The following is a 3,853-nucleotide window of genomic DNA, read 5'->3' as shown; positions in this document are numbered from 1 at the left end:
CACCGACGCGATGTTCGCCCGCAGCAAGGCCATCGCGCGCTACCTGACGGTGGATGCGCCGGACGTCGATCTCAATGCGATCGGCACGCATCATTCGGCCGGCATGGTCGTCGAGGTCATCGACCCCGTCGCCGACTATGCCGCGCTGATGCAGACGCTGTTCGACTTCGATCGCATCCGGGCGATGTTCGAGGCGGGTTTTTCCATGCGCTTCGACGCCATGCACGCCGTTACCGGTCCCTATGCGCATCGCATCCTCGAGGGCCTGCTGGGCGCCCCGGCGGGGACGGTGGTCAACGGCACGCCCTCGCCGGATTTCGGCGGTGGCCACCCGGACCCCAACCTCGTCTACGCCCGGCCGCTGTTCGACCTGATGATGGGGCCCGATGCACCGGATTTCGGCGCCGCATCGGACGGCGACGGCGACCGCAACCTGATCATCGGGCGCGGCCGGTTCGTCACCCCCTCGGACTCGCTCGCCATTCTGGCGGCGAACGCCTCTTTCGCGCCCGGCTACGTCGCCGGCATCGCCGGCATCGCCAGGTCGATGCCGACCAGCGGCGCGGCCGACCGGGTGGCCGACAAGCTCGGCATCGAGATGCACGAGACGCCGACGGGCTGGAAGTTCTTCGGCAATCTGCTCGATGCCGGGCGGGTGACCATCTGCGGCGAGGAGAGCGCCGGCACCGGTTCCAATCACGTGCGGGAGAAGGACGGGCTTTGGGCCGTGCTGCTCTGGCTGAACGTCTTGGCCGCGCGCGGGCAGAGCGTCGATGCCATCGTCACCGACCACTGGGCGACCTATGGGCGGAACTACTACACCCGGCATGACTACGACGAGGTCGAGGCCGGGGCGGCCGCCGAACTGATGGATGCGCTCCGGTCGAAACTGCCGGGGCTGGTCGGACAGCGCCTCGAGGGACGGGACGTCGTCTACGCCGACGACTTCGCGTATCTGGATCCGGTGGATGGCTCGACCAGCGGCAAGCAGGGTGTCCGCATCGGTTTTGCCGATGGCAGCCGGATCGTGGTGCGGCTGAGCGGCACCGGGACGGTCGGGGCCACGCTGCGCGTCTACCTCGAGCGCTACGAGCCGCCGCACGGGCAGCACGACCTCGATACCCAGGTCGCCCTCGCCCCCCTCATCGCCCTAGCCGACAGCGTCGCCGGGATCCGGGAGCGGACCGGCCGAGAGGCGCCCAGCGTCATCACCTGAGGATGCCCCTGCATTGAAACCGGAACAGGTGCGCGGTGGCGGCAGCGCCGCGAGACTTGGCGCGACCATCACCCAAGAGGGGATCAACTTCGCCGTCTATTCCGAGACGGCGTCGGCGCTCTGGGTCTGCATCTACGACGCGCTCGACAACGAGGTGGCGCGGATCGAGCTCGACGGGCATGACGGGCATGTTCACCACGCGCTGGTGGCAGGGCTCGGCGAGGGCACCCGCTACGGCTTGCGCGCCGAAGGCCGCTACGATCCCGGGCAGGGCTACCTCTTCGACCCCAACCGGCTGCTCGTCGACCCCTATGCCCGGCGCCTCGACCGCGTCTTCGTGCGCTCGCCGCACTTGTGCCTGCCGCGCGGGCAGGCCGTCGATACGGCGCCGCTCATCCCCAGGGCCATCGCGGTCGGCGCCGACAACGACAGGCTGCTGCCGCGCCGCAAGCACCCGACGCTGTTCTACGAACTCAACGTGCGCGGCTATACCATGCGGCACCCCTCGGTGCGGGGGCCGCTGCGCGGCACCCTTGCCGGGCTGACGGCGCCGAGCGTCATCGAGCACCTCCACCATCTGGGCGTCGATACGGTCGAACTGATGCCGATCGCCGCCTTCGTCGACGATGGGCACCTGCCGGCACTGGGGTTGACCAACGCCTGGGGCTACAACCCGGTGTGCTACTTCGCCGTCGATCCCCGCCTCGCGCCGCACGGTCCGCGGGAGTTGCGCACCATGACCGACGCCTATCGCCGGGCGGGTATCTCGGTGATCCTCGACGTCGTCTACAATCACACCGGGGAGGGCGACGCGGACGGACCGATCCTCAGCCTCAAGGGGCTCGATGCACGGACGTACTATCGGCATGTCGAAGTGGACGGCCGGCAGCGCCTCGTCAACGATACCGGAACCGGCAACACGCTGCGTTGCGATCATCCGGCAACACAGCGCCTGGTGCTGGAGAGCCTGCGCTACTGGATCGATGAGATGGGCGTTTCCGGCTTCCGGTTCGATCTCGCGCCGGTCCTCGGCAGGGAGCCGGGGTTCAACGCGAACGCGCAGATGCTGCGGATGATCAAGTCCGACCCGGTGATCGGCAAGGCGATCCTCGTCGCGGAGCCGTGGGACCCCGGTCCGGGCGGCTATCAGCTGGGTCAGTTCGGCAAGGAGTTTCGCGAGTGGAACGACACCTATCGCGACGATGTGCGCTCGTTCTGGCGCGGCGACCAGGGCAAGATCGGCGCCCTGGCCGGCAAGGTCTCGGGCTCGGCGGAGATCTTCAACTTCGCCGGTCGGCGGCCCAGTGCCGGGGTGAACCTGCTCGCCGTGCATGACGGCTTCACGCTCACCGATCTGGTCTCCTATCTGGACAAGCACAACGAGGCCAATGGCGAGGGCAACCGCGACGGGCACAGCAACAATCAATCGTGGAACTGCGGTGTCGAGGGGCCGACCGACGACCCGGCGGTCAACGCGGCGCGGCGCCGCGACGTCAGGGCCCTGCTGGCCACACTGTTCCTCAGCCGCGGGCTGCCGCTGCTGCAGCAGGGAGACGAGTTCGGGCGGACGCAGCGGGGCAACAACAACGCCTACGCGCAGGACAACGAGATCACCTGGCTCGACTGGGAGCGGGCAGACACAACGCTGGTCGACTTCGTTGCGGAGCTCAGCGCGTTCCGCAAGCGGCATCCCGTCCTGACGCGCGACCACTTCCTCTCCGGTCATGCGAGAAACGGGGTGCGGGACGTGACCTGGCTGCATCCGGATGGGCGGGAGATGACCGGCGGCGACTGGAACGATGCCTCCGCCTCGGTGCTCGGCATGCGGCTGCAGCACGACGCGGAGGACCTGATCGTGTGGTTCAACAGGCGGATCGAACCGGTTCTGGCACGGCTCCCGGAGGGCTACTGGACGGTCGGCCTCGTGTCGGACGACCGGGCGGTGCTGCCATTGGCCGACCGCGCGGCCACGCTGCCGCCGCGTTCGGTCATCGTCCTGGTGATGGGCCGGATTCCTCCGGAGCGACCGTTCGCCATGCCGGCGGCGGAGGACGTGCCGGGGCCCGGGCCCGAGGAGCGCGGGCCGGGTCGCTAGGCCGCTGTGGCGAAGCCGAAGCGGCGGTAGAGGCGCTGGGCCGGGGCGTTGTAGATGTCGACCTTGAGCGCCACCTCGTCGATCCCTCTGCGGGCGAGGGCCTCGATGGCGCGGGACAGCAGCGCGGCGCCCAGGCCCCGGTGCCGCCAGGCGGCGTCGACGGCGAGGTCCTTGACGAACCCCGAGTTCCAGCAGAGGCAGAAGCCGACGACCGAGCCCTCCGAGCGGGCGACCACGGCGAGATCGCGTTCGTACTCGCTGTCGGCGAGGAGCGCGTTCCACCAGCCCAGGGTGTTCTCCGGTACGCTGCCGTGGCCGTTCGCATAGGCCTGTTGCAGCAGCCGATGAACGGCTGCCGCATCTGCCGCCTGCAACGGCCCGACAGAGACCCCGCCGGGCAGCGGCGAGTCGGGGAGCGGTGCCGCCACCGGGCGGCGCATCAGCAGGTACCCCTCGGTATGCCCGGTCGGATGCTGCGTCGGTGGAGGCAACGCCGTTCCGGCCGGGGCGGGGCTTCGCTCAATACGGCGGGAGAAGGGTGA

The 3,853-nt window shown here is 69.3% G+C and carries 3 protein-coding genes; 2 read left to right on the top strand and 1 reads right to left on the bottom strand.

The genetic code is table 11. The annotated features are described in order from the left end of the window. Together ACE3TU_RS19940 and glgX are read left to right on the top strand one after the other, a co-directional pair. Positions 1–1,216: alpha-D-glucose phosphate-specific phosphoglucomutase (locus ACE3TU_RS19940; RefSeq protein ID WP_374627419.1), on the top strand; the 1,216-nt coding region annotated here is incomplete at its 5' end. Positions 1,217–1,229: 13 nt separating this feature from the next. After that, positions 1,230–3,311 carry a glycogen debranching protein GlgX gene (glgX, locus tag ACE3TU_RS19935; protein ID WP_374627417.1) on the top strand — a complete coding sequence of 694 codons (2,082 nt, stop codon included), beginning with the start codon at positions 1,230–1,232 and terminating at the stop codon, positions 3,309–3,311. Here the strand turns inward: glgX and ACE3TU_RS19930 are convergent. Next, positions 3,308–3,853 (bottom strand): N-acetyltransferase family protein (locus tag ACE3TU_RS19930; RefSeq protein ID WP_374627415.1); only part of this gene is annotated, 546 nt, incomplete at its 5' end. The two genes, glgX and ACE3TU_RS19930, sit on opposite strands and share 4 nt — an antisense overlap.

The organism is Devosia sp., from assembly GCF_041917035.1.
Classification (GTDB): Bacteria; Pseudomonadota; Alphaproteobacteria; order Rhizobiales; family Devosiaceae; genus Devosia_A.
Note: the sequence above shows the minus strand (reverse complement) of the source record. Positions and strands in the feature narration are given on the sequence as shown.